General features: G+C 67.1%; 5 protein-coding genes. 1 reads left to right on the forward strand and 4 read right to left on the reverse strand.

Annotated features, from left to right (window positions below):
• Positions 1–95 precede the first annotated feature (95 nt).
• Entirely contained in the window at positions 96–1139 is a 1044-nt protein-coding gene (locus Y706_RS24735; protein WP_052355047.1) for a PrsW family intramembrane metalloprotease, read from the forward strand.
• Positions 1140–1243: 104 nt separating this feature from the next.
• Here the strand turns inward: Y706_RS24735 and nusB are convergent, their stop codons facing one another.
• From nusB to aroB, 4 genes are all read right to left on the reverse strand, one after another.
• A complete protein-coding gene (gene nusB, locus Y706_RS0109855; protein ID WP_018773145.1) occupies positions 1244–1654 on the reverse strand; it encodes a transcription antitermination factor NusB in 411 nt (136 codons plus the stop codon).
• Positions 1654–2217: an elongation factor P gene (gene efp, locus Y706_RS0109860; protein ID WP_018773146.1), complete on the reverse strand. Its 564-nt coding sequence runs from the start codon at positions 2215–2217 to the stop codon at positions 1654–1656. Before efp ends, nusB begins: the two co-directional genes overlap by 1 nt.
• 155 nt (positions 2218–2372) lie before the next feature.
• The gene (locus tag Y706_RS0109865; protein WP_028276467.1) at positions 2373–2891 is read right to left on the reverse strand and encodes a tetratricopeptide repeat protein; all 519 of its coding nucleotides are present in this window, start codon (positions 2889–2891) and stop codon (positions 2373–2375) included.
• Positions 2891–3982 carry a 3-dehydroquinate synthase gene (aroB, locus tag Y706_RS0109870; protein WP_028276468.1) on the reverse strand — a complete coding sequence of 364 codons (1092 nt, stop codon included), beginning with the start codon at positions 3980–3982 and terminating at the stop codon, positions 2891–2893. Before aroB ends, Y706_RS0109865 begins: the two co-directional genes overlap by 1 nt.
• Positions 3983–4106 lie beyond the last annotated feature (124 nt).

Here is a 4106-nt window from a genome sequence, read left to right on the forward strand (position 1 = left end):
GCGGCCAGTTGCAGCCGGCACTGCCTCCCGCCGGGCCGGCGGGAGGCAGCCCGGGTTGGAAGAACGGCCGCGGTTCCGGTGTTTTTGGCCTGGTGATGGCCGGCGGATTCCTGGCGGTCCTCTGCCTGTTCCTGGTGGTGCCCTTCCTGCTGGAAAGGACCGGAATCACCGGCTTTGCCATTGGTTTCGTGGCCTCGCTGGTTCCCCTGGGGACCGTGTTGCTGACGGTGCGCTTCATCGACCGCTGGGAACCCGAGCCGAAACCCCTGCTGCTTTTCGCGTTTGCCTGGGGAGCCGTCGTCTCGATCGCGGTGACGATGCTGATCCAGCCCTATTTCTCACTGGTGGCCGGGCCTGCCTCTGGACTGGACTATTCGACGTTCGCCGTGACGGTCCAGGCGCCGGTGGTGGAGGAATTCGCCAAGTCCCTGGGGCTGCTGTTGCTCGTGCTCTTTGCCCCGAAACACTTCAACGGACCGGTCGACGGTGTGGTGTTCGCCTTCACGATCGCGGCGGGCTTCGCATTTACCGAGAACATCCTCTACTTCGGCCGCGCCATCGCCGAATCCAGCGACCCCGGCACGGACCTCGCGGTGGTCTACTTTCTCCGTGGGGTCCTCTCACCCTTCGCCCACGCTATATTCACGGGTACCACGGGCCTGGTCATGGGCTTCGCCGCCCGCCGCGGGAACACCGGATTGTCCGTGCTGGCGTTCTTCGCCGGCCTCGTCCCCGCGATGCTGTTGCACAGCGCCTGGAACAGCATGGGCCGGGACTTCCTGGGCCGGTACGTGATGGTGCAGGTGCCGATCTTCCTGCTGGCGGTGCTGGTGATCGTGCTGCTGCGGGTGGCTGAGCGCAGGCTCACCCGCCAGCGGCTGACGGAATACGCGGCCGCGGGCTGGTTTACCGCGGGCGAGGTGGACATGCTGGCCACAGCCGCCGGCCGCCGTTCCGCGCTTCGCTGGGCCCGGTCCACCGGGCGGGGCGTGCAGATGAAGGCGCTGCTCGATGCCGCCACCCAGCTCGCCCTCACCCGGCAACGGATTCTCAGGGGCCGGGACGTGCCGGCACACCAGCGCGATGAGCAGTACCAGCTCACCGAGACCGCCGCGCTCCGGGCCGCCGTCGTCGGCTAGGGACCGGGGGAACCCAATGGGGCCAGCGCGGCCGTGGACAACCGGGGAAAAGAAAGAACCCCGGCCAGGATGTCCTGGCCGGGGTTCTTCGGGGCGCTCAGAGCTTACGCCAGCAGCGAGGGCTTGAGCTGCTGCAGCCGGCCCAGCAGGCCGTTGATGAATGACGGCGACTCGTCCGTGGAGAGCGTCTTGGCCAAGGCCACGGCCTCGCTGACCGCCACGCCGTCCGGGACGTCGTCGTTGTAGAGCAGTTCCCACGTGCCGATCCGCAGGATGATGCGGTCCACGGAGGGCATGCGCTCCAGGGTCCAGCCCTGCGAATAGGTCTCCAGGAATTCGTCGATGGCCACCTGGTGCGAGACCACGCCTTCGACGATTTCGAGGGTGTAGGGGTTGACGATCTGGTCTGTCTGCTCGCGGCGGGACTTCAGCACGTCGAACGCGGAGGCTGAGCGCTGCTCGGCCTCAAAGAGCACATCGAGGGCCCGGTTCCGGGCCTTACCGCGCGCACTCACTAGTCGTTGACCCGGCCGAGGTAGCTGCCGTCGCGGGTGTCGACCTTGACCTTGGTGTTGTTCTCGACGAACAGCGGCACCTGGATCTCGTACCCGGTTTCGAGGGTGGCGGGCTTGGTGCCGGCCGAGGAGCGGTCGCCCTGCAGGCCCGGCTCGGTGTAGGTGATTTCGAGGACGACGCTCGGGGGCAGCTCGATGTAGAGCGGGTTGCCCTCGTGGATGGCGATGTTGACCATCTGGTTCTCGAGCATGAAGTTGGTGGCGTCGCCGACGGTGGCGGCCGAGACGGTGAGCTGGTCGAAGTCCGAGGTGTCCATGAAGACGAAGTCGGCGCCGTCCTGGTACAGGTACTGGTAATCGCGGCGGTCCACCGTGGCGGTCTCAATCTTCAGTCCGGCGTTGAAGGTCTTGTCGACGACCTTGCCGGACATCACGTTGCGCATCTTGGTGCGCACGAACGCGCCACCCTTGCCGGGCTTGACGTGCTGGAACTCGATGATGTTCCAAAGCTGGCCCTCGAGCTTAAGGACGGTTCCGTTCTTGATGTCGTTAGTGGTTGCCACTGTATCCTCTTAGTTTCTCTCTGGTTCCATCAGGCCGGTGCTATCGGCCTGACGATCTATGCCGGGCCGGCGTGCCAAGCGGCCCGCCAGCGCGTATTTGTCAAAAATCCAAGATCTATTCTACCGGTTCCGGCGGACAGCTGCCTGACGCAGGCTCAGGACTGCTGTTCCAGCACGTCCCTGGCGCGCTGCAGCGCAACGGTGGAGGCATAGATGAGGGCCGCGTCGGCGGACCCGGCGACGCGCAGATCCAGCGCCTTGGCGAAGGATTCGACGGCGGCGCCAATGTTCCCGCCGGCGAAGTAGGACCGGCCGAGGTGCTGGCGGACGGCGGCCTCTTCCAGGGTGCCCTGGGTCTCGGCGAGGAGTTGGCGGAACACCTCCACCGCCCGGTCGAACCGGTTCGAGACCCGGAGCACGTCCGCCTCGAAGATCCGCAGCCGGAGCGAGCCGGGGTCCTTGTAGCGGGCCTCGGCAAGGAGCTCCGCGGCTTCGGCCGCGTGCCCTTCGACGAGCCGGACCAGGATCAGGTCCCCGGGGTCTGTCGAGGCCGCCAGGGCCTCGGCCATGACATCGTCATTGACGATCTGGGGCATCAGGGACTGCGGGTTGATCCGGATCCCGGGAAATCCCGCGTCCGGCCACTCGCTCGTTCCGCCCTTGACCATGTGCATCAGGAGGCAATCTCCTGGTAGGCGGCAAACAGCAGGGACGTGTCCGGGACATCGAGGATGCCGGGCCGGCCGACGCCGTCGAGCACCACGAACCGCAGCAGGTCACCGCGGGATTTCTTGTCCCGGCGCATGCCGTCCAGGAGGGCCTGCCAGCGGTCGCGGCGGTAGGTGATGGGAAGCCCGAGGCTTTCCAGGATGCTGCGGTGCCTGTCGGCGTCGGCGTCGCTGAGCCGGCCGACGCTGCGGGCGAGCTCGGCGGCGAACATCATGCCCACGGAGACGGCGGCGCCGTGCCGCCAGGAGTAGCGCTCGGCGAGTTCGATCGCGTGGCCCAGGGTGTGGCCGTAGTTCAGGATCTCGCGCTGGCCGGTTTCCTTCAGGTCCTCGGACACCACCCGGGCCTTGACGCTGATGGCGCGTTCGATCAGTTCGCGCAGGGTGTCCGAGCGCGGATCGGAGACCGCGGACGGGTCCTTCTCGATCAGGTCCAGGATGGCCGGGTCGGCGATGAAGCCGCACTTGATGACCTCGGCCATGCCGGAGATGATCTCGTTCTTCGGCAGCGTCTCCAGCGTGTCGAGGTCCGCGAGGACACCGGCCGGCGGGTGGAACGCGCCCACCAGGTTCTTGCCCTCGGCGGTGTTGATGCCGGTCTTGCCGCCGACCGAGGCGTCCACCATGCCCAGCAGGCTCGTGGGCATGTGGATGACCTTCACGCCGCGCAGCCAGGTCGCGGCGACAAAGCCGGCCAGGTCGGTGACGGCGCCGCCGCCGACGGCGACGATGGCATCGGAGCGGGTGAAGTCGTTCTGCCCCAGCACCTGCCAGCAGAACGAGGCGACCTCGATGTGTTTGCCCTCTTCGGCGTCGGGGATTTCTGCGGTCAGCGCGGTGAACCCGGCGGCGGCCAGCTCTTCCCGGACGGTGTCCCCGGTCAACCGCAGCGCACGGGGGTGGATGACCAGCACGCGCTTGACGCGCTCACCCAGCAGGCCCGGCAGGCTTGCCAGGAGGCCGCGGCCCACTACGACGTCGTAGTTCTCACCCGGCGTTTGTCCGGTGACTTTGATGACGGTTGATTCGGTACTCACTATTCAACTTCCTTTGTCGACGCCGGAGTGGGCACCGCCGCGGCCTTAGCCGCGGCGCGCTCCCCCAGCGCATCTTCCAGCCGGTGAGCCAGCTCCGGAACGCTGCCGCGCCGGACATCGAGGA

It is taken from the genome of Arthrobacter sp. I3 (genome assembly GCF_000520575.1).
Lineage (GTDB): Bacteria > Actinomycetota > Actinomycetes > Actinomycetales > Micrococcaceae > Arthrobacter > Arthrobacter humicola_A.

Excerpts from the sequence above, each read along its gene's own strand:
- Y706_RS24735 (WP_052355047.1), top strand. The coding sequence starts at position 96 with ATGGCCGGCGGATTCCTGGCGGTCCTCTGCCTGTTCCTGGTGGTGCCC.
- Y706_RS0109865 (WP_028276467.1), bottom strand. The coding sequence starts at position 2,891 with ATGCACATGGTCAAGGGCGGAACGAGCGAGTGGCCGGACGCGGGATTT.